General features: G+C 63.7%; 19 protein-coding genes and 2 pseudogenes. 8 read left to right on the top strand and 13 right to left on the bottom strand.

All coding sequences use genetic code 11. The annotated features are described in order from the left end of the window. Positions 1-38 precede the first annotated feature (38 nt). From G1H10_RS27715 to G1H10_RS27730, 4 genes are all read right to left on the bottom strand, one after another. A complete protein-coding gene (locus G1H10_RS27715) occupies positions 39-1,178 on the bottom strand; it encodes an ABC transporter permease (RefSeq protein WP_163744086.1) in 1,140 nt (379 codons plus the stop codon). Further along, a complete protein-coding gene (locus G1H10_RS27720; RefSeq protein WP_163744088.1) occupies positions 1,175-2,170 on the bottom strand; it encodes an ABC transporter permease in 996 nt (331 codons plus the stop codon). The genes G1H10_RS27715 and G1H10_RS27720 overlap by 4 nt, the downstream gene beginning before the upstream one ends. A 49-nt stretch (positions 2,171-2,219) precedes the next feature. Further along, positions 2,220-4,049: an ABC transporter substrate-binding protein gene (locus G1H10_RS27725; RefSeq protein ID WP_163744092.1), complete on the bottom strand. Its 1,830-nt coding sequence runs from the start codon at positions 4,047-4,049 to the stop codon at positions 2,220-2,222. A 262-nt stretch (positions 4,050-4,311) separates the two neighbouring features. Next, positions 4,312-6,969: a family 78 glycoside hydrolase catalytic domain gene (locus G1H10_RS27730; RefSeq protein ID WP_163744093.1), complete on the bottom strand. Its 2,658-nt coding sequence runs from the start codon at positions 6,967-6,969 to the stop codon at positions 4,312-4,314. Positions 6,970-7,194: 225 nt separating this feature from the next. Here G1H10_RS27730 and G1H10_RS27735 point away from each other — a divergent pair, with 225 nt between their 5' ends. Beyond that, a complete protein-coding gene (locus G1H10_RS27735) occupies positions 7,195-8,067 on the top strand; it encodes a helix-turn-helix domain-containing protein (RefSeq protein ID WP_163744095.1) in 873 nt (290 codons plus the stop codon). Positions 8,068-8,151: 84 nt separating this feature from the next. Here the strand turns inward: G1H10_RS27735 and G1H10_RS27740 are convergent, their stop codons facing one another. The 8 genes and pseudogenes from G1H10_RS27740 to G1H10_RS27770 all read right to left on the bottom strand — a co-directional run bounded on the left by G1H10_RS27740 (position 8,152) and on the right by G1H10_RS27770 (position 16,344). After that, positions 8,152-9,675: an MDR family MFS transporter gene (locus G1H10_RS27740; RefSeq protein WP_163744097.1), complete on the bottom strand. Its 1,524-nt coding sequence runs from the start codon at positions 9,673-9,675 to the stop codon at positions 8,152-8,154. Next, positions 9,672-10,652, bottom strand: coding sequence for a dTDP-glucose 4,6-dehydratase (rfbB, locus tag G1H10_RS27745; RefSeq protein ID WP_163744099.1), 981 nt, complete (start codon positions 10,650-10,652; stop codon positions 9,672-9,674). Before rfbB ends, G1H10_RS27740 begins: the two co-directional genes overlap by 4 nt. After that, entirely contained in the window at positions 10,653-11,558 is a 906-nt protein-coding gene (rfbD, locus tag G1H10_RS27750; RefSeq protein WP_174264716.1) for a dTDP-4-dehydrorhamnose reductase, read from the bottom strand. Continuing rightward, positions 11,558-12,454 (bottom strand): glucose-1-phosphate thymidylyltransferase RfbA, encoded by an 897-nt coding sequence (gene rfbA, locus G1H10_RS27755; protein ID WP_163744103.1) that lies wholly within the window; start codon positions 12,452-12,454, stop codon positions 11,558-11,560. The genes rfbD and rfbA overlap by 1 nt, the downstream gene beginning before the upstream one ends. A 42-nt stretch (positions 12,455-12,496) precedes the next feature. Further along, a complete protein-coding gene (locus G1H10_RS27760; RefSeq protein WP_246220024.1) occupies positions 12,497-13,651 on the bottom strand; it encodes a glycosyltransferase in 1,155 nt (384 codons plus the stop codon). Between the two features lie 51 nt (positions 13,652-13,702). Further along, positions 13,703-13,825 (bottom strand): annotated as a pseudogene (locus G1H10_RS35185) (glycosyltransferase); the annotation flags it as partial. Between the two features lie 191 nt (positions 13,826-14,016). Continuing rightward, the gene (locus tag G1H10_RS27765) at positions 14,017-15,060 is read right to left on the bottom strand and encodes an AraC family transcriptional regulator (protein WP_163744106.1); all 1,044 of its coding nucleotides are present in this window, start codon (positions 15,058-15,060) and stop codon (positions 14,017-14,019) included. Positions 15,061-15,312: 252 nt separating this feature from the next. After that, complete coding sequence (locus G1H10_RS27770) at positions 15,313-16,344, bottom strand: AraC family transcriptional regulator (protein ID WP_163744108.1); 1,032 nt, start codon at positions 16,342-16,344, stop codon at positions 15,313-15,315. Between the two features lie 375 nt (positions 16,345-16,719). Here G1H10_RS27770 and G1H10_RS27775 point away from each other — a divergent pair, with 375 nt between their 5' ends. After that, positions 16,720-17,562: a TrmH family RNA methyltransferase gene (locus G1H10_RS27775; RefSeq protein WP_216853722.1), complete on the top strand. Its 843-nt coding sequence runs from the start codon at positions 16,720-16,722 to the stop codon at positions 17,560-17,562. Here G1H10_RS27775 and G1H10_RS27780 read toward each other — a convergent pair. Then, positions 17,552-18,049: a P-loop nucleotide/nucleoside kinase family protein gene (locus G1H10_RS27780; protein ID WP_163744110.1), complete on the bottom strand. Its 498-nt coding sequence runs from the start codon at positions 18,047-18,049 to the stop codon at positions 17,552-17,554. The genes G1H10_RS27775 and G1H10_RS27780 overlap by 11 nt on opposite strands. Before the next feature lie 542 nt (positions 18,050-18,591). Between G1H10_RS27780 and G1H10_RS27785 the strand changes: the two genes are divergently transcribed. The 6 genes and pseudogenes from G1H10_RS27785 to G1H10_RS27810 all read left to right on the top strand — a co-directional run bounded on the left by G1H10_RS27785 (position 18,592) and on the right by G1H10_RS27810 (position 23,479). Then, positions 18,592-19,437 carry an alpha/beta hydrolase gene (locus tag G1H10_RS27785; protein ID WP_163744112.1) on the top strand — a complete coding sequence of 282 codons (846 nt, stop codon included), beginning with the start codon at positions 18,592-18,594 and terminating at the stop codon, positions 19,435-19,437. Positions 19,438-19,445: 8 nt separating this feature from the next. Beyond that, positions 19,446-20,021: an AAA family ATPase gene (locus G1H10_RS27790; protein ID WP_163744114.1), complete on the top strand. Its 576-nt coding sequence runs from the start codon at positions 19,446-19,448 to the stop codon at positions 20,019-20,021. A gap of 6 nt (positions 20,022-20,027) precedes the next feature. After that, a complete protein-coding gene (locus G1H10_RS27795; RefSeq protein ID WP_163744116.1) occupies positions 20,028-20,657 on the top strand; it encodes a histidine phosphatase family protein in 630 nt (209 codons plus the stop codon). 323 nt (positions 20,658-20,980) lie between these two features. Then, positions 20,981-21,280: a hypothetical protein gene (locus tag G1H10_RS27800; RefSeq protein ID WP_163744117.1), complete on the top strand. Its 300-nt coding sequence runs from the start codon at positions 20,981-20,983 to the stop codon at positions 21,278-21,280. Between the two features lie 111 nt (positions 21,281-21,391). Further along, positions 21,392-21,565 (top strand): transposase, encoded by a 174-nt coding sequence (locus G1H10_RS35190; RefSeq protein WP_376778670.1) that lies wholly within the window; start codon positions 21,392-21,394, stop codon positions 21,563-21,565. Positions 21,566-22,177: 612 nt separating this feature from the next. Further along, positions 22,178-23,479 (top strand): annotated as a pseudogene (locus G1H10_RS27810) (IS701 family transposase). Positions 23,480-23,503: the final 24 nt, after the last annotated feature.

Raw genomic sequence — 23,503 nt, forward strand, 5'->3', positions numbered from 1 at the left:
GACCCCGGGCGATCGCCGGAGCCCCGCTGGTCCCACCGTCACCGGCTGTATGGGTCCGCTGCATCACGCAAACCATCTCCCAGGAAGTTGAAGCACAGAACGACCAGAACCACCGGAATCGCCGGCGTCAGTTGCCAAGGATGCGCGGTGACGGCCACGACGTTCTGCGCGTCTTGGAGCAACGTTCCCCAGGAAACGGCCGGCGCCTGCATCCCAACGCCGATGAAGCTCAGCGCCGTCTCGCCCAGGATCATCGCCGGAATCGCCAATGTTGTCACCACGATCAGATGGCTGGTCACGGACGGTACAAGATGACCGAAGATGATCCGTCGCCGTGACGCCCCAGCCACCTTCGCCGCCACGACGAAGTCCTCCTCGCGCAGCGCCAGCAACTTTCCGCGCACCTCGCGAGCCAGACCCGTCCACGAAATGAAGGACAGGATCACGACGATGAAGAAATACGTTCGAATAATCGACCAATCCCGAGGCAGAGCCGCCGCTAGCGCGATCCATAGGGGCAGTGCCGGCAGAGCGAGAATAAACTCCGTCACTCGCTGGATTATGGTGTCCACCACTCCGCCGAAATATCCTGATATAGCACCCAGCAGAGTCCCGAGGACCAAGCCCAGTGCGACACCCACGAGTCCGATGGTCAGGGAAATCCGCGATCCGTAGATGATACGCGACAGGATGTCGCGCCCGAGCCTGTCGGTACCCAACAGCAACACCGGTGGCTCTCCCGCCTCGGTTGTGAACAGGCGGCGCTCCGTCTCTATCACACCGAAGAGCTTGTACGGCTCGCCCCGCCCGAAGAACTGAATGGTCGATTCCTGGCTCCGGTCTTCGACGTGCTCATATTGCAGCGTCTGTGTATCCAGTGCCCGTTCACGCCCGTAGACGAACGGCGTGGAAAGCGCGCCGTCGTCTACCACGCGAACCACTGTCGGCGGCGCGTCCTGATACCCTTCGAATCGCGTGTCCGCGCTGTAGGGTGCGAAGAACTCGGGGACCAGCGCCACGATGTACATGGCAACCAGCGCCCACAGCGACCACTTCGCCACGCGGTGCGCCTTGAACTTCCACCACATCAATCGCCACTGACTCGCGTAAACGTACCGGGACTGTTCCTGCCCGACCGCGGCAAGCCCGACCTTCTCCTCCACCACAATGTCACTCATCGGGCGACCCTTTCGAACCGTATTCTCGGGTCCAACCACGCCAGCAAAAGATCTGCCACCAACGTTCCAACGACCGTGAGCACAGAGAGGATCATGATTATACTTGCGGCAAGGTATACATCTTGGTTAATTACCGACCCCAGTAGCAGCGGCCCTGTCGTCTGAAGGTTGAGAACGATGGATACCAGCACCTCACCGCCAACTATTGACGGCAAAAGCCAACCAATCGTCGACACGATGGGGTTGATTGCGATCCGCAAGGGGTAGCGAACGAGAACCGCACCCTCGCTCATTCCTTTCGCCCGTGCAGTGATCACGTACTGCTTCTCCAACTCATCGAGCAGGTTTCCTCGCATCACGCGGATCACGCTGGCGGTGCCGGCCGTGCCGATAATCAGAACAGGAAACCATATTCGACTCAGCAGATCCAACACCTTGTCGATGCTCCACGGCGCATCGATGAATTCTTCAGAGAAGGATCCACTCATGTTCACACCGAAAAGCCAGTGGAAGAGCCACAACAGGATGAGCGCGACCAGGAAGTTCGGCGTGGCGAGGCCGATGAAACCCACGAACGTGAAAATGTAATCGAGGGCCGAATTCTTGTGAACCGCCGAGTACACTCCTATCGGCACCGCGACCGCGAAGATGAACACCACCGTGGCAAGCGAGATCACGATCGTCAACGGGATGCGTTCCGCGAGCAAGTCGGCTACGGACCTATCCCACTGGAACGATCTTCCTAGATCTCCGCGCAGGAAATCGCCAATCCAATTGAGATACCGGGCCCAGATGTTCTGATCCAGGCCATATTGCTGCGTCAGCGCCGCGCGTTCCGCTTCGGTCATCTCGAAACCCTGCGAAGCACGTTGCGCCTCAATTCGGCTGACCACGTCTCCAGGGGGAAGCTCAATAATGATGAACGACACGACCGAGATGGCGAACAGCACGGGCAATAGCAACCCGAGACGACGCAAGACGTAGCCTCCCATGCGGTTCACCTACTCTCCCATTCGCAGTAACACGACTGAACACCGACGATCATTCGTCTATATACCACTGTTCCATGCTCATCTCGACCACCACGCTGAAGACATCACTGTTTCCCTCAGGAACATTCCGCAAACGTGCTGAGAAGGGCATAGGAATCTGCGTGGATTCTACCGGGACTATGGTCCAGATGTTCTCACGATAATTGTCGACCATACCGTCCGCGGCGGCCCTTCTTTCCTCCGATTCGGGCTCGGCCGCCATCATCTGCTCATAGAGATCGTAAAGCTCCCGGACTGCGTCAGGCGGCTCCTCGCCGCGCTCGCCGCCAGATGAGTACCATTCGCCCCACGCGGGGGCCCAGAAGGCACCGAACTTATGTGGCAGGTAGTCTTCACCGTAGCCAGCGGCCATTGCGTCCGGGTCGGCAACCCAGAAGACGCTCGCCTTGATGTCGTTGCCAAGCTCAGCCTGCGTTCCGTCGTCGATCTGGCGCAGCGTGGTGTCGATTCCGATGTCCTTCCAGTACCCCGCCACCAACTCCGTGATCGGTACGTGCGAGTCAGTGCGGGGCACGATCTCGAATGGAATCGTGAACCGTTTGCCATCAGGCCCGAGCCGGAATCCATCACCGTCGCGCTGATCCAGTCCCATTTCGTCCAGGATGCCATTCGCCTCGTCCTGGCTGTTCTCGGCAGGATTTACTCGCTCCGGAACCGAGCCGAACTCGGAGAAGAAGAACGTATCCAGAATCTCCTGCCGATCGATGGCAAGGCTCAGCGCCCGGCGGAAACTGACATTGCGGACGACTTCCCTCCACGCCTCGTCCGGATGCGTGAGGTTGAGCTCGAAGTTGATCGGGCATCTATAGTTGCGCGGCATGTGTAGATTTAGTTCGCCGGCGTCACGTCGCTCCGCCAGCAACGGCACGTGCTGAATGGACAGTTCCTGACCCACATAGTCGAACTCTCCAAAGAGAGTCCGCGAAGCCAATGCCTCAAGGTCTTCCACGACCGACGCACTAAGTTCGTCCACGTACGGCAATTGATTACCGTCAATATCGACCTTGAAGTAGTACGGATTCCGCTCATACCGGAGAACGCTGGTTCCGCTGTCCGCCATCACCCATGGCGTCAGCGTCGGATGACCTGCCCTATTCCTGTCCGAGACGTTCTGCACGCCATCCATCTGCTTGGCGTGGAAAAGACGGTACCACTCTCCTTCATCGATCGACTCGCCCTCCATCAGCTCTTCCAGAGCACCAGCGTCGGCGTACTTCTCGTGAAACTGCTCGAGGTAGTGCCGTGGCTTGATAATGTCGCCATAGCCAACAAATCCGCTGCCGGCCAGCTGGGCAGGAAAGTCCCCGTAGGGCTCATCGAATGCGAGGCTGAACGTGTATTGATCGATGATCGCCAGCTCCGCAGGCCGCCCGTCGAATCGTCTTGCGGCACGCAGGTATGTCGGGACGGAGGGTGTTATCTGTTCGTTGAAGAGGACATCCTCGAATGCGAATCGGACATCCTCAGACGTCACTGGTTCACCATCGGACCAGCGCAATCCTTCACGCATATGGAAGGTGAAGAGAGTGTTCTGCTCGTTCACCTCGTACCCGGCCAGAACGTTGCCTTCGATCGACTCGCCGTCGATATAGCCGAAGCCGCCGGGCGACCATAGGAGCGGCTCGGTATTGGCTATCTGTACGCTTCGGTCGAAGTTCGGGTTCCGCTGCGGTAGCTGCAGCGTCCCGCCATATCGTCCCGGTTCGAACCCGACCGACTCGTCATCGAGCAGGGTGCCGGGCCCGACAACGAAGGGCTGCTTGGGCAAGCGCTCGGCCACCGGCGGCAGCTCGCCCGCTTCGACCCGGCCCATGAGCATTGGAGATTCCCTGTACTCAGCTGGGCCCCCCGTTCGGCGTACCTCGGGGTTTTCAGATCCACCGTCGCCCTCGCTGCCACCAGATGTGCAGGCGGTGAGCAGCGCCGCGCTGGTCGTGCCCCAAATGAAGCTGCGTCGTGAAAGAGTTCGGCGTTCCACTGTGCTCCTCCTCGCTGAGAGAGATGCGGACTCGTTAGTGGGTTCGGTATCTCCCCTTGTCGTCGCTGCTCTTCAAACGTCCTGATGTTGCTCCTGGCGACGCCTACCTGTCGTGTCGCCGGACGCGTGTGCTCAGTCTGTAGCTTCCAGATCTGAGGCGCTCAGGTTCTGCGCCGGGAAGAACGACGTCGGCAGTCGCGCCCGGGGGAATGACGATCTCCGCAGTGAAGCGATCGCCGTCCAGGTGCCACCTTGATTCAATCCGGCCGTAGGGCGAGTCGTGCGCGGCGCTCGCGGACACGAGACCACCTCCGGGGCAAGGCTCGATAGTGAATCGTCGATAGCCGGGGCAGTCGTGGTTCGGCCGTATGCCGGCCACGTAGCGGTGCAGAAACGAGGCCACCGCGCCCTTGCTGTAATGATTGAGGGAACCGACCCCTTTGGGTGCGTTCGGTCGGCCTTCCTCGTCCAAGCCGGACCAGTGTTCCCACACCGTTGTGCCGCCCCGGTTGATCATGGCCAGCCAGGAGGGTTCGGTGTCCTGTAGGAGTAACTCGTAGGCCACATCGACATGTCCTGTGTCGGCGAGAACCGGCAGAAGATCCGCGGTGGCGAGAAATCCAGTGTCGAGATGTGTGTCTGCCTTCCGAACCAAGTCCACAAGGCGTTCGGCGACCTGTGCTCTCGCAGCTTCAGGAACGAGATCAAAGGCGAGCGAGCGTACGTAGGTTGCCTGCGTGTCGGGCTTGAGTAGTCCGTCGGACATCATGAATTCAGCCTGCCAGGCTGCCTTCACGGACGCCGCGTACTCGTCGTACCGCGAACCGTCGTCCGCTCGCCCCACGATGCGAGCCATGGTGGCTAGTAGCTTGGTGGACCGGTAAAGGTAAGCCGTAGCAAGGCTGCTGTGATCCGCGGTGTGCAGCGTGGCCATATGCGACTCGATGTCGCCGGATCCCGAACTCTTCGTCAGCATGTCGGGCTCGAGCCACTCGCCGAAGTGGAACCCAGAGTTCCATACGTAATGTTCATGCTGGGGCGATGGCAGCTTCCGAGCAGACTCCCGCGGTGGACCTGGGTGCTGTCGTGCCTTTCGCTGGGCGTAAGCCACCCACGCCGCCATCGAATCCCATTGCTGCGCCAGCAGATCACGATCGCCGTACGCCTGGTAGACCTCCCAGGGAACGATCACGGCGGCGTCGCCCCAGCCTGCCGATCCAAGTGGATGAAATGGGGCGGCCTCATGATTGGGCGCGCAATACCACACCTCGCCCTCCGGGCGTTGGTCTGCGGCCAGGTCACGCAGCCATTTCGCTGAGAACCCTGCGACGTCGTAGAGGAATGCGGCTGTCGGCACGAAGATCTGCCAATCACCGGTCCAGCCGGCGCGCTCCCGTGTCGGGCAATCAGTGGGAATGTCGCACGCGTTGCCGCGAAAACTCCACACGATCGCGTCGTGCAACCGGTTGAGCCGCTGATCACTGCATTCGAACCACCCCGTCCGTCGCAAGTCCGTGTGTACGACGACTCCCCGGACGTCGTCGGAGCTCAAGGTATCCGGATGTCCCTCAACGCGGACATAACGGAATCCATGCGTAGTGTGCCGTGGCTCAAACGAATCGCCCGATCTTCCGGCAGAAGTCACCTGATCGCGCTGAAACGGCTCTCCACGTTCAACGGCACCATCAGCGATGTGTTCGATCGTGAGATCGCCATCCGTGTCCAGCGCCTCTCCGTGAGTCAACGTGATGGTGCTGCCGCTCGGCCCAAGGTTGCTGAGCTTGACCCAACCGTTGATGTTCTGCCCTAGATCAACGATCTGACGGTCCGGATGCGGCCGGCTCACCATGACCGGTGACACCTCCTCTATGCGCCGCACCGGAGGAGCCACGGGACCGCATAGACGACTGAAATCGACATCCGCAGCCGTCCGCACTGGTGTCCAGCCAGCCAGGTCGATGTCTGGCTCGCAACAATCCAGGCGAAGGTCGCGAAGATCGAGCACCTGGCCCCTTATCAGGTTGGCGCTCTTGATGGGTCCACCAGCGTAGAGCCATTCACTCCCAGTCCCGTAGCAGCTGAGGCTCCCGTTGAATCCTTCTACTTCAAGCTGAGCCAGCAGTCCGACACGCATGTCCCGGTAACGAGGCGTCCATCCGATCCATCCCCCTGAGAGCACGGCCGCAAGGACGTTCTCACCGGCCACCAGCAGGTCGGTCACATCGAAGCTCTGCACTTGAAGGCGCGACTCGTAACTGGTGAAGCCGGGGGTCAGCTCCGCGTCGCCCACCCTATGGCCGTTGATGAAGAACTCATAGATTCCGTGTGCCGTGACGTATAGCCGCGCTCGACGCACCAGATCAGAGTGGTTGGCTGTCCCCCTGAACACCCAGCATCGGTCTGTCTCTGGTTCACCCTGCGTGCACGTGAACGGCTCGATCCAGCTGGCTTTCCAGTCGGACGGATCAAGCAGGCCCATCTCCCAAGAGCCGTACTCGGACCATGCGGATTCACCGGCATCGGTCCACACCTTGACGGTCCATTCGACGTGCTCCCGAGAGCGCAGAGCCGGACCAGCATAGGGCACCAAGATTGACTGGTCGGACTCCACCATGCCCGAGTCCCACCGGCCGGCTCGGATCCGATACGCCACCTGCTGCGTGCAGCCCTTGGGTAACCACCACGACAACCGTGGCTTCGCCATAGTGATGCCACACGCTTCCTCAAGGTGTTCAACCATGAGACGCTCAGGCCGCAGCATGCAGAGCTCCCTTCGATAGACGCGCCCCTAGGTGGCCGCCGACAACACCAGCCGATTCCCGCTCTCCTGCAGCCGTGGCTGCAACGAGCCGGCCGGACACCTCTCATTCGCTTCGGTGTCATCTGCGTGTAACAATCCGACTTTCGCAGATCGTTTCGCCCTAGCACATTTCCGATTCGGGTAGGATCCTTCCCGATTAGAGAGGTGCCGACGATGACCCGACCCATGGGGATGGACGCCGCACGTTTCGAGCCTTACGGGCTGTCCGCCTTCACGTTCGAACGCAGAATCGAATCCGGAGTGATCGACGATCTGAGGTCTTCGGGCTGCCACACGCACCTCGAACTCGAAGTGCACTTTGTCGAGACAGGTGCGATCACGCTGGACTGCGCTGGTCGAGAGGAACGTCTCACGCAGGGAGACATACTTGCTTTCTGGGGTGGGCTACCCCATCGCGACGTGGATCCCGCCCCGCCGACGACCATGTACTACGTCGCCCAGGTACCGATCGTCAACGTCCTCGCCTGGGTTGGATCACCGGAGGTGCTCGATAGTCTCCTTGCCGGCCAGTTGTTGAGGTCGACGACGCCACCTTCTGAGATCGCTGCGGAGAGTTCTGCCTTCCGGAGATGGACCGCGCACCTCGCAACCGCCGATGACCGGCTCAGGAAGGCCGTCGAACTGGAAATACACGCGCGTCTACTCCGCCTGCTCAGCGATGCCGCTCCGACGCAGGCAACGCTCGCACATCGACCGGGCACAGCGACGGCGCACGTCGTCGCCCGCGCGATCCAATTCGTCACACGACACTTCGTGGAAGAGATCAGCATCGAGGACGTCGCCCGCGCCGTTGACCGCCATCATGATTACCTCATGGCAAGCTTTCGCCGGGTATGTGGGCTGACGCTATGGGAGTACGTCACACGATTGCGGCTGAGCGAGGCACAACGCCTTCTCGCCGGTACCGACCTGCCCATCCTGGCGGTTTGTCACCGCGCTGGGTTCAGCGCCACCAGCCGCATGTATGAAGCATTCCACCGTTACCACGGTCAGACACCGGCGATGTACCGTAAGAACCTGACGCAGCGCGCATCGTAGAGTGCATGTCACGCAACACCGCTCGCAAACTCAATGCACCGCTGCCGTGACAACCGCTGGCTCGGCAACCGTTGACCGGTGCTTTCAATCAGCTGATCGGCGATCGAGCAAGGATGGCGACGAGTTGTCCAGCGGAGTCTCCCTGATGAACGCGACGGCCGCCAAGGCCAAGACGGCGAGTGCCGATGCAGCAAGGAACACCATGCCGACGGCGTCAGCGTAAGCGCTCTGAACGACATCCCGCACTGGCTCAGCCAGGCTCGACAGCTCCGGGATGGTCGAACTCTGCAGTCCCGAGAGCGGTTCCGTGCCCGGTTGCCGCGCAAGACCTTGATCGATTTCGCTCGTCACTCGCGCCGCGAATAGCGCGCCCAGCAATGAGACCCCGGCCGCTTCGCCCAATGATCGGAAGAACATCAGCGTTGACGTGGCGCTCCCCAGGTCGCCGTCCGGCGCGCTATTCTGCACGGCCAGCATGAGGTTCTGCTGGCCAGTGCCCAGCCCAAGACCGAGAACGACCAAAGCCGAACCGACAAGCATCCAATGTGAGATGTTGCCTATCGCGCCCAATGCTGCCGTTCCGGCCACCGTCAGAACCATGCTTGTTGCGAGGTACCTCTTCCACCTTCCACTGCGAGATATCAGCTGCCCGCTGACGGTCGTTCCGATCAATGAACCCACGATCAGCGGCAACAAGAGGAGACCCGACTGTGATGGCGAGTAGCCGCGAGCGATTTGAAAGTACTGGGCGAGAAAGAGCATGGCGCAGATCATGACAACGCTCACCCCGACGGCGGCCGTGATCGCAAGACGCACAGTTCGCACACGCAGAATTGTGGAAGGAACGATCGGATCCTGTGCTCGACGTTCCGCCATGATAGCGCCGGCCAGAAGGCCGAGACCTCCGCCCGCCAGCGCGGCGCTCATCCACGAGTTCCAATCAAAGACGTTGCCCGCCATGGTTACCCAGAGCAGAATCGTGCCAATTCCTACCGGTATCAACAGAGCGCCGCGCCAGTCGACGTTTGTACTCGTCCGAGTTACAGGAAGGTGCAAAGTTCTATGCAGAACGACGAGCGCGAAGATCGCGAATGGTGTCCCAATCCAGAAGCACCATCGCCAACCCATGGCAGGCGTATCGACAACCAGTCCGCCCAACGGCGGTCCGGCCAGCATCGCAACCGTCGCGACAGCAGAGAAGTAGCTCACGTACCTCGCTCGTTCGCGAGGACTGACCAGGGTCGCCCGCGCGACTTGAACCAGGACCAGCAGGCCTCCGCTCCCGACTCCTTGCACGGCGCGGAACGCAATCAGTGCCTCCGGACTAGTCGAGACTCCGCACAGCACGGTGCCTACCACAAAGGTCGACAGGGACATCTCAACAAGCAGCCGTTTGCTCATGCGATCAGCCAGCTTGCCCCAGATCGGGCCACTAGCCGTGGCGGCCAGCATGTGTGCGGCGACGATCCACGTGTACTGACTCTGCCGACCTTCGAGGTCGGCAAGGATGCGCGGCATCGCGTTCGCCACGATCGTGCCAGACAGAGCCGAAACGAATGTCGCCAGCAGCAGGCCGGACATCGCCTGCACAACCTGGCGGTGCGTCATGAGACCGCGACCTTGAGCGGTTCCCACCACGCACGGTGGTGGCGGTACCAGGCCACCGTCTGTTCGAGTCCGGCATCAATGCTGACCTGCGGACGATATCCGAGCTCCGTGGAAATCTTGGTGATGTCCACGGAGTAACGCCGGTCGTGCCCCTTGCGGTCGGGGACGTGGACGACCCGGTCCCAGCCAGTTCCCGTCGCCGCCAGCAGACGTTCAGTGAGCTGACGATTGGTGAGCTCGGTACCACCGCCGATGTTGTAGATCTCCCCTGTGCGCCCCCGTTCAGCCACCAGCTGGATCCCGCGACAGTGGTCATCGACGTGGAGCCAGTCCCGGACGTTCAACCCGTCGCCGTACAGCGGCACCGTGCCGCCGTCGATCAGGCTCGTGACGAACAAGGGTATGACCTTCTCCGGATACTGGTAAGGACCGTAGTTGTTCGAGCACCGCGTGATCACGACGTCGAGGCCGTGCGTGACGTGGAACGCCCGAGCCAGCAGGTCGGAGGACGCCTTCGACGCCGAGTACGGCGAGTTCGGCTCCAGGAGGTGGTCCTCACACCACGACCCGTCGGCGATCGATCCGTACACCTCATCCGTCGAAACGTGGACGAACCGGCCGATCCGAGCCTCCCGCGCGGCATGCAGCAGCGTGTGCGTACCGAGCACGTTGGTCTGGACGAACTCAGCCGAGCCGGTGATCGAGCGATCGACGTGCGATTCCGCGGCGAAGTGCACCACCACATCTATCCCGGCCAATGCCGACTTCACGGCTTGTGGGTCGCAGATGTCGGCTTCGATGATGCGCAGGCGCCGGTCTCGTTCGACGGGCGCCAGGTTGCTGCGGTTCCCGGCATAGGTGAACTTGTCGAACACGACCACCTCGGACGGCGTGAATCCGTCGTACGCACCTGAGAGGACATTGCGGACATACGCCGACCCGATGAACCCGGCGCCGCCCGTGACCAGAACCTTCATCTACGCCACCTCCATCGACCGCTGCCGCGGCAGGCAACGCTGCAGCGCCGCGCGCCACGGAGCCATCGAGGGCAGCCCTGCCGCGCGCCAGGCGTCGTTGGACAGCACCGAGTACGCGGGCCGTGGCGCCGGACGCGGGAACTCCCACGTCGTACACGGCCGGATGCGTTCCGGGTCGGCACCGAGCTCCTCGAAGATCGCCCGCGCGAAGCCGTACCAGGTGGTCGCACCGGCACCCGTGCAGTGCAGCACCCGCTCGCGGGGCCCCTCCCCTTGGGCGACGCGCCGCGCCAGCTCCAGCAGCCCTTCCGCCAGGTCCACCGCCAGCGTCGGCGAACCACGCTGATCGTCGACCACCGACAGCGTCTGCTTCTCTCGCTCCAGCCGCACCATGGTGTCGAGAAAGCTGTTCGCCGACGGGGCGTACAGCCACGCCGTCCGCACGACCCACGCCTCGGCGCAGATGGCCAGGACCGACCGCTCACCGGCCAGTTTCGACTTGCCGTACACGGTCCGCGGCGCACACACGTCGCCCGGCTCGTACGGCCGGTCGCCGTCGCCCGCGAAGACGTAGTCGGTCGATACATGCACAAGTGGCACGCCATGCCGGACACACGCGGTGGCCAGCAACGACGGGCCGAGCGCGTTGACGGCGAACGCGCGCGCCCGCTCGGTTTCGGCGCGGTCGACGGCCGTGTAAGCGGCAGCGTTGATCACCGCCGGCCGACGGCCGGCCTCCTGCGCACGCAGCACGAGATTCTCCACGGCCGAGTCGACCGAATCCGCGTCGGTGACGTCCAACTCGGCCGAACCCGCGCCCACGATGTCCACATCAGCACCGGCGACGGACGCCAGGCTCCGCCCGAGCTGACCCTTTCCGCCGGCCACCAGGATGCTCACACCCATCACACGGCCTCCGCCAGCTGCGCGGCCATGGCGTGCTCGGCGACCTGCCGGACATACGTGCCGTAGCCGGTCTGGCCCAGCCGCTCCCCCAGGTCGAAGCACTGCGCCGCGTCGATGAACCCCATCCGCAGCGCGATCTCTTCGAGGCACGCGATCCGCACACCCTGCCGGTCCTCCAGAGTGCGCACGTACTCACCGGCCTCCAGCAGCGACTCGTGCGTGCCGGTGTCCAGCCACGCGAACCCGCGCCCCAGGTCCACCAGCCTGGCCTTGCCGTGCGCCAGGTAGGCCAGGTTCACGTCGGTGATCTCCAGCTCGCCGCGCGCCGACGGCGTCAGCCCCGCCGCGATCTCCACCACGTCGTTGTCGTACAGGTACAGGCCGGTGATCGCGCGGTTGGACCGTGGACGTGCCGGCTTCTCCTGGATCGACACCAGCCTGCCCGCGTCGTCGGTCTCGCCGACGCCGTACCGCTCCGGGTCCGCCACCGGGTAGCCGAACAGCACGCATCCGTCGACGTCGCTCGCGGCCGTCTGCAGCAGCTCCGCGAATCCCGGCCCGTGGAAGACGTTGTCACCGAGCACCAGCGCGACGGCGTCGTCGCCCACATGCTCCGCGCCGACGACGAACGCATCCGCCAGCCCTCGAGGCTCGGGCTGCACCGCGTAGCTGAATCGGAGCCCGAGCCACGACCCGTCGCCCAGCAGACGCTCGAACTGGCCACGGTCCTGCGGCGTGGTGATGATGAGGATGTCCCTGATTCCCGCGAGCATCAACACCGACAGCGGGTAGTAGATCATGGGTTTGTTGTAGATCGGCATGAGTTGCTTGGATACGCCCAGTGTCACCGGGCGCAGCCGGCTGCCGCTGCCGCCGGCCAGAATGATCCCTTTCACGACTGTTCCTTTCCGAACCACGTGTGGTTTCGCTACCCGCCGTCATCGGCGCTCGAGCGCGTACCGTCGCTCGGCCACCGCTTCGATGACGCTGACCGCCGCCCCGGTTCCGTCTTCCGAGCGGATGGGATCGCGGAGCTCCTTCGCCCGCGCCGCCATGCCGGGATCGTTCGTCGCCCGCTTGATCGCGGCGGCGAGGGTGCTCGAGCTGAGCTCACGGTCGCTGATCGGCGCCGGCGCCACCCCCAGCCGGTGCATGGCGCGCCCGGACCACCACTGATCCGGGAACGACGGGCACACCACCTGCGGCCGCCCGGCGGCCAGCGCCGTCCCCGTCGTGCCGAGGCCGCCGTGATGCACAACCGCCGCGACCCGCTCGAACAGCCAGGAGAACGGCACCTCACGGAGGAACATGATGTCGTCGCCGAGGTCGTCGGCGCTCAGCCCGCTCCAGCCGCCGACGACGACGGCCCGCGTGCCCGCCTTGCGGACGGCGTCGCGCACCAGCCTGCCCAGGCCGGCCGGGTCAGATGTGACCGAACTGGCGAACCCGATGTACACCGGCGGCGGACCGGCCTCCAGAAAGGTGCTCAAGTGCTCGGGTGGAGTCCATTCGTCCGACGACGACAGGAACCAGAAGCCGTCGGTGCGCACCCACTCCGGGTAGCGGGTGCCGGCCGGCAGGAGCAGCTCGCTGAACGCGTGCAGCACCGTCGTCGGCGTGCCGTCCGGCTGGCGCATCCGGTCGGTCCGGCGGCGTTCCAGGCCCAGGCCCTGCTCCCGCCAGCGCGCGCTCCCGCCGGCGAAGACCCACAACACCGCCCTGCTGGCGATGTACGACGGCCGGTTGAGGAAGCCGGGCACGCGGTACGGCATCGACGGGTCCGGGAACACGTCCGTGGGCACCCAGTACGGCTGCGGGCACATCACGATCGACGGGATGCCGAGGAGTTCCGCCACATGGTGGGCGGGCACGCTGACGTGATACACCAAGACGTCGAATTCGGCGTCGTCGCGCGCCCGCGAGTCGTGCACCATAGCGGCGATATCGTCCAGGTATGCGCGGACGAGCCGACGTGTTTTGCGCGCCATCGTCACCAGGCCGAGTTTCCCGCGCATTCCGCGGAATCTGCGTTCGAGAGTGTTGACGACGGCTTTGTCGTCGGCCAGCACATTCGGGCCGTCGTGGATTCGCACAACTCGCTCGCAATAGGGCTCGGCCAGTCCTGCCGACGCAGCGGGAGCTACCATTGTCACTCGGTGCCCGGCACCGGTTAATTCCTTGGCCAGAGCAGCGAACGGTTGTACATCTCCGCGGCTGCCATGAGTAATCAGCAGAACTCTCATGACGATCCCTCCATCACATGCCATTCCATTCGCTTTTCATCCTTGCGGACCGGTGTGGCCGGCCACCAGCCGGAAACCGACCGCCCTTTTCCTCATCGCGGCGGCCGGAGTAGGGATAAGTTAAGCGAATGTGACAGCAAGATGACGGGGCACCGACTATGACCGTCCAGGCGAACTGGATTTCAATAGCGGACGGTTCGCGGATGCCAGCGTCGTCACCCTGGCGGCAGGCGCAACGTATCGCCCGGCAACTGCCCGAACCGCTGCTGGTAATGCCGGGAGAAGTGCCCGTAGCTCCGGAAGCCGAGCCTCCTCATCACCGTCTCGACGTTCGTCGTCGAGCGGTCGGCGGCCAGCAGCGCCTGATGCGCCAGGTCCAGCCGCCGAATACGCAGGTACTCGATCGGGGTGACCCCGAGGTGCTCCCGGAAGTACTTCTGCAGCGTCTTGGTGCTGACGCCCGCGTCGCCAGCGAGGTCGTCGATCCGGTAGCGCCGCGTCGGATGCTCATCGATCTGCTGCAGCACTGCTCGCAGGACGCGCGGCCAGTGGTCGCGGTGCTGGCCGCCGCCGTCGCCCACGCCCGGCGCGCTCTGGCGTTCTATCTGGTCAGAGTAGGTATGCCGGTGGACCCGCAGCAGCGTCTCGACGAGCGCTTGCTCGTAGGCCCGGGCTACGTCGGGCACTTCCACCAGAGCGCCCTCACTCTCGAGTTCCTGACGGATGAGCGTGGCCATCCTGACCCAGCTCTGCCCAGGCCCCTGGCGGATGTTCATGAGCCGATCGAAACGCAATGGGCGGGTCGTGGTTGCCTCGCCCAGCGCACTCAGCGCGATGTGGATCGCACTCAGCGGGATGTTGACGATCCATAGCCGACAACGCCGCCCGACGGTGAGCCGCATCTCCTCGCCTGGATGTGCGACGAGGACGTGACCAGGCAGGACGGCGACAGGACCATCGTCCAGCACCGCGTCGGCGGAGCCTAGAGCCGGTGCCAGCAGTACGTACGACGTGTCGGCTATGCGTCCGGCCAGCGACACGCCTTGCCAGAGATCGAGATACCCACCGAGAATCTGCCCCAGCCGGTACTTGCGGCCTCGGAACCGGGAGCGGTCCGCGTCACCGGCTGCGTCTTCCACCAAGATTCCGAAGACGTCCGCCAACAGGCGGCGCAGTTCGGCAAGTCCGGCGCCGGTCTTCCCACCGCGCCCATCGTCCGCAATCTCGCCGGTTAGCTCGCGCGCATCCGTCACCGTCACGTGTGTCGCCACAACTGCCCGCCCTGTCGCCCAGTTCTGCGAACGGCCCGCAGCCACGCCGACCCTGCCGCGACCCCGCTACCGTGCACCACCGAGATCGATCCTGACACGGAGTCAGGCGCATCGGAATACGCACGTGCGACGACTTCAGGACACTAAACGACCGCCCGACGACGGAACGCAACGTGGGTGCCACGGGGAGGCGCACCGTGAGTTCACGGGCAGACGCACTGCGAGCACGCCGTCGTTGTTTCACACGCGGCGCAGCGTCTCCGACGGCGCCTCGTTGAACCTCTGCCGATACCGGCGGGCGAACCGTCCATGATTGTCGAAACCCCAGCTCCGTGCGATCTGATCGATCGTGACGTCGTACGGCGACGCCTGACGCAAGGACTCGTACACACGGTCCAGCCGGGTGTTTCTCATGTAGGCGGTCGGCGAGATTCCCAGATGCTTTCTGAACCGTCGCTGTAGGGCACGTTCGCTCACCGCAACTTCGCGGGCAAGGCTGCCGATGGTGTGCTCCCACTCCGGGTGCTCCTGAATGAGCTGCAACGTCTTGCGCAGATAGGACGGGTACGACGCGGCATCGACGCCTCCGACGCTGCGTCCGAACCCGTCTTCGGACCCGGAACTAGTCCCGTTACCTGCGGCGATGTGGGGCTGCGCGCGCAGCAACATGGCGAGTAGGAGCCGTTCGAGCCGATGTGCCTCACGTGGTGTGTCCGCGAGGATCCCCGGCTGGTCGAACTCATCGAGCAGGAACATCCAGAGGCGATGCCAGCTGCGCACGCGACCATGCCCGACATCCAGGTTCCGCTCCAGGCGAGGCGGAACACCCGCAGAATGCGTCGCCACGTCTCGCAGGCCCTTCTCCAGTGAGTCCGCACGGACTCGAATGGCCGACAGTCGGCTGCCGGTGGCCAGACGAATCTCGGCGTCATCGAGGTCGGAGAGTGCCACGGCGCGGGCCGGCGTGACGTCGATGTGTTCAGAATCGAGTTGCAGTCCGGCCACACCGGAACGCGCCGTCAGGATAATGTGCGTCTTCTGCGGCGGCCGGACGGTCATCTGGACCTCTCCGCCGAACTCTACCTCACTGAAGATGGAATCACCGACCCGATACCATCGGAGGTCGATTGTCGTGCTCAGGTGACGTGCGCTGAAATCGGTGATTTCCCATCCCGTAGCGTCACTTAACTTATTGACTATTTCATCAGTCGCAGCATTGAGAGAATCACATCGATACCAAAGTGTGGAAGACCGCATGTGCTCCGCCGTCACGTTTCCGACCCTTCAGCCAGCGACCGGGCGCTTCTCCGCCGGCGAAACTTTCCATATCCATTGTCATACTCCTTGACTTCACGCCCTACCAGGAACATCATCGGTCAACGGACCCCCGCAGACAACCACCAAGAAACGACCGGCTCCATCCCGTTTACGAAAAACTCCGAGAGCGCACGGCGGGCGTAGTGTTCGCCCTATTCATTCCTGTGACAAGTAACACAACATATCTATCTCGTTAACTTTCGCGGACCGAAAGTCGTCGAGGTCGGCAACGCATCTGCCAGGGGCGCACGGCGCCCGCCAACCGCTACCCCGAGCTTCGGGACGGTCCGGCTGCCACCTGGACACGTCCCCATTCGGTAACGTCAAGGCGTGCGTAAGCTGACGATCACGTCGCGCAACGCCCGGTTCCAGCAGTGGCAGGCGCTCCTCGGCAACCGTGCGAAGCGGCAACGCGCGGGCGAGTTTCTCGTGCAAGGCGTCCGCCCCATCACGCTCGCCGTCGAGCATGGCTGGACGGTCCGTGCGCTGATCCATCCGACCACGGGAACGCGCTCGACCTGGGCGTCGAGCATGCTTGGGCAGGTGGACGGCGAGCACGTCGCGATGGCGCCCGATCTGTTCAGCGAGCTGGCGGAGAAGAACGACGATACGCCCGAGTTGCTCGCCGTCGTCGAGACGCCACCGGATCGTCTCGACCGCATTCGGGTCGATCGTCATCGCGATGAAGCGCAGATGCTCGTGGTGGTGTTCGACCGGCCTACCAGTCCGGGCAACGTCGGCACCATCATCCGCTCCGCCGACGCGTTCGGCGCTCACGGGGTCGTGGTCACCGGCCATGCCGCCGACGTCTACGATCCGAAGACGGTGCGTGCCAGCACCGGTTCCCTGTTCGCGCTGCCGACCGTCCGCGCCGACGGACCTCACGAAGTGATCGACTGGGCTCGTGCGCACGATGCGCAGATCGTGGGGACGGACGAGACCGGAACCGTGGATGTCGACGGGCACGACCTGACTGTGCCCACCGTGCTCGTCGTCGGCAACGAGACGAAGGGCATGAGCAGAGCCTGGCGCGACGGCTGCGACACGATCGTCCGGATACCGATCGACGGCGCCGCCAGCTCACTCAACGCGGCCGCCGCAGCCACCGCGGTGCTGTACGAAACCGCCCGCCAGCGACGGTCCCAGCATTCCCCGGCGAAGGTCATTCAATGAACCGCAGCAGTGTCTTGAGGTTGCGCTCAATCGGGTGCACGGCATCGAGCGTAAGGTCCGAGCCGCGCAGCGCCGGGAACTCGGGCCGCATGCGCTCGACGTGGTTCCAGTCGATCTCGTGCCAGCCCGGGATACCCCGCTGACGTCCGTCGACCCGGCTCCGGTGCAGGTCCACGTCCGTGCACACGCATTCGACGACGTGCGTGGAGGCGCCGAAGCTCGCGAAGTGTGCACGCCAGTCGTCGACGACGTCGTCGGTGACGAGGCAATCAGTCACCGCCGACTGGCCGAGTATCAGTTGCCTCGTGACGAGTGTGCGCAGGAGCCGGTGATACATGCTCAGGTAGGTCGGACGATCCAGATGAGCGAAGATGCCGGCAGGCTTCAGCGCGCCCATCAACCAGTCGCCCGCGAACGACGGCGCGCCGATCTCCTTCGCCACCGCGTCCGCAAGCGTCGACTTGCCGGTTCCCGGCAGTCCTGTCATCACCACCACTCTGGGCGATCTACCGTCCGGCATACGGATCCTCCGTTCCTCGTCCCTCGGCCATCCGTCCCCGCCGAGTGCCACACGGCGGCGCGGCCATGCCGAGTGCCATACAGCGGTGCGGTAAGTGTGAAGCCGAACGGCCAGCGCCTTCCCGAGGTTCCCATGCCAGCCTGCGATATCGGAGAGGTTGCTGGCGCGGCCCAGCCTCTATTCCGCCCCGACATGGCCACTTGGCGGCTTTGAAGACCCGAACGGAACGACATTTCGGTCACCATCACGACCACAACGCATGCTTCTCCAGGCAGGGTGGAGACTTCGCATGGCTTCAGTGTCACGGTATGACGACCATCAGACACGTGCGCGCGAGCGAAGCCCGAGCAGCCTGCCCGGATGGTCACCGGCCGCAGCCTGATCAAGTCGAAGGGCGGTCCATGTCCTCCTGGCAACGGACCGGTTACGGCGCGCTCGGACGACGTGGACCGCCTTGCCCGCGCCGTATTCGTTTACCCGGTTGTCCGGCGCGTCCGTATGTTGTCGGCGTGACCGTTGAGGTGCCGTACCGAGCGCTCCCGCTGGATCAGTCGGATGTTCGCTACGTCCACGGCCCCGACTCCGTTGTCCAGGCGGACGTGCCTGCCGGTGAGACCGTCGAGTTCGAGTGGAGAGACAGTTCGATCTATCCAGGCACGTCGCGGAAGTTCTGGGTTCACGTACCTGCGATGTACGATCCTCGCGAGCCTGCCGCGCTCATGGTCTTCCAGGACGGCTGGTGGTACCTCGACCCTGAGGGCGAGGTACGCGGCGGAATTGTGTTGGACAATCTCATCCACCGCGGAGACATCCCGGTCACCATCGGCGTGTTCGTCGATCCCGGCGTCTTCGAGGATGCCGCGGCTCCTCATGCGCGGAAGAACCGCAACGTTGAGTACGACGCGTTCGATGACTGCTATGCCACCTTCCTGCTGCACGAGATCATCCCGCAGGTCGCAGACCGCTACTTGATCACCGAGGACCCGAACCGTTGGGGCATCTGCGGCGGTAGCAGCGGCGGGAACTGCGCGTTCACGGCGGCATGGTTCCGGCCAGACAAGTTCCGGAGGGTCATCGGCTACCTGTCCAGCTTCGTGCAGATGCCGGGCGGCAACCCATATCCCGAGCTGATCCCCGGCTCCGAACGCAAGCAACTGCGCGTGCTCCTCCAGGCTGGCCACCGCGACCTACGCTGGAACGAGCCGGAGAGGAACTGGCTAGCAAGCAACCTGCGCGTTGCGGCCGCCTTGGCAGAAGCGGGCTACGACTTCCGTCTGGTTTTGGGCGACGGCGGCCATAGTCCCAACCACGGTGGCGTCCTCTTGCCCGACGCCCTGCGCTGGCTGTGGCGGTAGGCCCCGCTATGGACACCATCCCGATCAATGACGCCCTGGACCGTGGCCAAAGCTGCCTCATCATCACCGGCGCGCCCGGCTCGGGCAAGTCGACCGTCTCGCTTCTAGTGGCTCGGGCGCTCACGCGCTCAGCCCTGCTCAACGGCGATCAACTGAACGAGATGATCGTCGGCGGGCGCGTGTGGGCACTCGGACAACCACCGGACGAGGCAGCTCGCCAAGTCCGGTTATGCAACGAGAATCTCTGCGCGCTCGCGACAAACTTCGCCGACTCTGGCTTCACCCCGGTCATCGACTGGATCATCCCGGATCGCGAACAGCTCGACTTCTACCTACGCGCACTGAGCCCCCGGCGGATCCTGCTGGTCGTGCTCACACCCAGCATCGACATATGTAGACGGCGCAACATAACCCGAGACCCTGACGAACAGTTCTTCTTCGACGGGTACGAGGACCTGATCTCGTCCATGCGCGACGGATTCGCAACCGTTGGATGGTGGTTCGACACCTCAGACCTCACACCCGACGAGACCGCCATGCAGATCGTCGCTCAGGCCCCTACCCTCGCCGTCCCGGCCCTCTAGAAGATCATGAAGAACGTCTACGTCGTCACTCATCCCGAGTCGACGCACCATCTCGACGGCCTCGTCGGCGGGTGGTACGACTCCGGGCTGAGTGATCGAGGCGTCGCCCATGCCCGAGCCATCGCCGAAGCTCTTGCCAGTCGGCTGCCGAGCCCCACCGCCGATGTGGAGATCTACACCTCTGACCTGCTCCGAGCCCGCCGCACCGCTGAGATCATCGCTGAACATCTGGGCGTTAGCCTGATCGTCGACCCCGACCTTCGGGAGAAGTCCTACGGTGTGGCCGGCGGAAAGCCTCAGGCCTGGTTGGACGAGCGCTTCATCCCACCGCCCGAGCATGGCGAGCGCATGCGCCACGACGAGGGCATCGAAGGAGCCGAGACCAAGTGGGATATGGCCGTGCGCGCATATGCCGCGATGAAGCGGATACAGGCTTCTGCCGCACCGCGTCAGATCGTGGTCTCACATGGAGGGACCGCCACCTTCCTGCTCGCCGCGTGGGTCGGCATGCCGATCGAGGCCGCCGGTCTGGTCAGCTTCCGCTTCACCTCCGGAGGCATCTCCCTACTGCGCAAGGATGACTACTTCCACAATCACCAGGTTTCCGAGCTCAACGACGTAAGCCACCTGACCTGACAACCGACGGGCGGGAGCACCGGCGAGCTGGAGTGATACGCACAGTTGACGGCGATCATGGCGGATCGATCTGCCGGATGGGTGTGCGTGCCTTGTGCCGGGCCCATGCGCCAACTGGCCGTGTTGGTAGAGGAAGCCGGTGAGCCGGGTGCACCCCGGACTTCGCCGTCGAGCAGCGCCATTCCCAGTACGGACCACGCCTCCCACCGGCGTCCGTGCAGCCGCGTGGTGTCCATCTCGCTGCGTAAACTGTTGGCTCGTATGCTCGTCCGTGATGTCAACGTGCACACCGACGGTTCCCCGTTCGACCGAAGGACTCAGCCGTGCCCGACCGACCTGAGATTGTCTGCATCTGCGGCTCTACCCGGTTCGTGGACGAGATGCGTGCGGCGAACCGTGATCTGACCTTCGCAGGTGTCATCGTCGTCGCGCCAGGCGAAGCAGACGAGTTGATCACCAACGAGCAGAAGACCGCGCTGGACGTCCTCCACCTGCGCAAGATCGACCTGGCTGACCGGGTTCTGGTCGTCAACCCCGGCGGGTATATCGGCGAGTCCACGAGCAGGGAGATCGCATATGCCCACGCCACCGGCAAGCCGATCTCGTTCACCGATCCTGTCTGACCAGTAGACGCTTCGCGGTCCGCACGGGCAACGAGTCTCGGTCAGCCTCCTAGCGTGTTGCAGAGGATCTTCGACGTCGTCTTGCGCAGCATTGTGCTTGTGTCGCGTGACGTGATCTCTGATGAGGCGTGGTCAATACTCGGACCTTTGTTTCCTGCTGTGCAAGCTACGGGCCGTGCGCCGGTAGACCGACGCACGGTGGTCGAGGCGACGGCGTGGCGGGTTCGCACCGGGGCCCCGTGGTGTGATCTGCCCGAGCGGTTCGGGAACAGGAACACGATCTAGAAGAACTTCGACCGTGGTCGAAGGCCCGGGGGTCTGGGCGCGCGTCCTCGAGTAGGTCAAGGCGATGGCTGACCAGGGCGGCGACGTCGAGTGGATCGCGTCCATCGACTCCACGATCGTGCGTGTCCACCAACACGGCGCGACCCTGCCCAGGGACACAGGGGGCACGGTCGAACCACAAGAAGTTCGGAGATGAACCCCGCTGATCTCGCGATCGGCCGCTCCCGTGGCGTGTTGACGACCAAGGCGCACCCTGGTCGCCGACGGCAAGGGGCGGACGCTGGCATTCGTCCTGACCGGTGAGCAGGTCGCGGACACAACCATGCTGTCCGACACCCTCGACGAGATCCGCGTGACCGGCGCGACCGGGCGGCCGCGTCAGCGCCTGGACCGGCTGCTGGCGGACAGGGGCGACGCTTCAGGGCGAACCGGGTGTGGCTGCGCGAGCGCGGCATCGCCACGACGATCCCGGAACGTGACGACCGGATCGCCCACCGCCGCAAACGACCTAGTACTCCAGCCGTAGATCGTGATCTTGGTCGTGTCGGTGCTGGATATGGAGCGGCCACCGCTCGATGATCTTGGTTTGTGAAGACACAAAATGATCTAGCGATGGCCGCAGGCCCAAGCGTAGACGTTGATAGATGGCACGTCGAGAGGCAGGTGCTGATGTCTCAGATCGCGTCGCGGTTCGCCCGTGTGGAGTCGTATCGGCGCGCGTGTGACCTGGTCACAGGGTTGATGTCGGATCTACCGAACAAGAACTGCTGGACGATCGCCGAGCACGTCGGGCATCAGAGTCCGGATGGGCTGCAGAACCTGTTGTTCAGGGCGTCGTGGGACACCGACGGTGTCCGCGACGACCTGCGTGGCTACGTGGTCGCCGGGCTTGGCGACGACGAGGCGATGCTGGTGGTGGACGAGACCGGCGATGTGAAGAAGGGAACCTGCACGGTCGGAGTGCAGCGGCAGTACACCGGCACCGCCGGCCGTGTGGAGAACGCGCAGGTAGCGGTATATCTGACCTATACCACTACGGCCGGGCACGCGTTCATCGACCGAGAACTCTATCTCCCGAAGTCGTGGACCGAAGGTGCCGAACGTCTCGCCGCAGCCGGCGTGCCTGACGATGTGGAGTTCGCGACCAAACCGGAGCTGGCTCGGCAGATGATCGCCCGGGCGCTGGATGCCGGGGTGAAGGCACAATGGGCCGGCGGCGACGAGGTCTACGGCGCCCACCCTGGCCTTCGCAAAGAGCTGGAAGAACGCGGTGTCAGCTACGTCCTTGCCGTCGCGTGCGACCACCACGTCACGACCGGCATCGGTAAGCAACGCGCCGATAAGATCACCCAGCGGCTTCCGAAACGAGCTTGGCAACGCCACTCGGCCGGCCACGGCGCAAAAGGCCCACGGATGTATGACTGAGCATTGGCCGACATCGCAGATGACGCCGAGCGGGGCGGGCACCGGTGGCTGCTGATCCGGCGCAACCACACGACCGGTGAGCTGGCCTACTACCGCTGCTACTCACCCGACCCAGTGCCGCTATCCGCGCTGGTCAGAGTCGCGGGCCGACGCTGGACGGTAGAGGAAAGCTTCCAGAGGGGCAAGGGACTATGTGGTCTGGACGAACACCAGGTCCGCACCTGGACTTCCTGGCGACGCTGGACCGTGCTGTCCATGCTCGCCTACGCCTTCCTCGCCGTCATTGCCGCAGCCGAACGACCACCACAACCCGAGCCCAACGACGAGCTTATCCCTTTGACCTGCAACGAGATCCAACACCTACTCAACAACCTCACCCGCCCAGGCGCCAACCGGATGCGCTGTATGCGCTGGTCAACCTGGCGCCGCAGACACCAGCACAGATCCCGGCACTGCCACTATCAACGCCGAACAGCGGGTCGAATATGAAGATCACGATCTACGGCTGGAGTA

Origin of the sequence: Phytoactinopolyspora halotolerans (assembly GCF_010550675.1) — a bacterium.
Classification (GTDB): Bacteria; Actinomycetota; Actinomycetes; order Jiangellales; family Jiangellaceae; genus Phytoactinopolyspora; species Phytoactinopolyspora halotolerans.